The sequence below is a fragment of the Burkholderia sp. 22313 genome (assembly GCF_052045245.1).
Taxonomy (GTDB): domain Bacteria; phylum Pseudomonadota; class Gammaproteobacteria; order Burkholderiales; family Burkholderiaceae; genus Burkholderia.
The window spans coordinates 1-514 of the sequence record NZ_JBQEON010000095.1 but is presented as its reverse complement, the minus strand read 5'-3'; the positions used below and the strand labels follow the sequence as shown (position 1 = coordinate 514).

The 514-nt window shown below is 68.5% G+C and carries 1 protein-coding gene; it reads right to left on the bottom strand.

Translation table 11 applies throughout. The features are described from left to right. A partial coding sequence (locus ACTJKF_RS31435) for an aldehyde dehydrogenase family protein (protein ID WP_440629021.1) occupies positions 1-514 on the bottom strand: 514 nt, incomplete at both ends.

Below are 514 nucleotides of genomic sequence, written 5' to 3'. Positions count from 1 at the left end.
GTTGATGCCGACCTGGCCGACGTCGATCTCGCTCTGGAACTTGCGCGCGGCCGCGCCGCTCTGCGTGAAGATGCCCACGCCGTTGCCCATCGGGTTCGCGTTGACGAGCGCGATCGCTTCGTCGAGCGTGTCGACTTCCATCACGACCAGCACCGGCCCGAAGATTTCATGCGTGTAGACCGTCATGTCGGTCGTCACGCCCGAGAAGATCGTCGGCCCGACGAAGTTGCCGTCCTCGAAACCGGCGACCTTCACGTCGCGGCCATCGAGTTCGAGCTTCGCGCCTTCCTTGATGCCCGCGTCGATCAGCGACAGCACGCGCGCCTTCGCGCCGCGCGAGACGACCGGCCCGACGTCGGTGCCCGCTTCCGAGCCCGCGTTGACCTTCAGCGTCTTCGCCTTCGCGACGATGTCCGGCAGCCAGTCGCGCGCCTTGCCCACCAGCACCGCGACCGACGTCGCCATGCAGCGCTGGCCGGCCGCGCCGAAGCCGGCGCCGACCAGCGCGTTGATC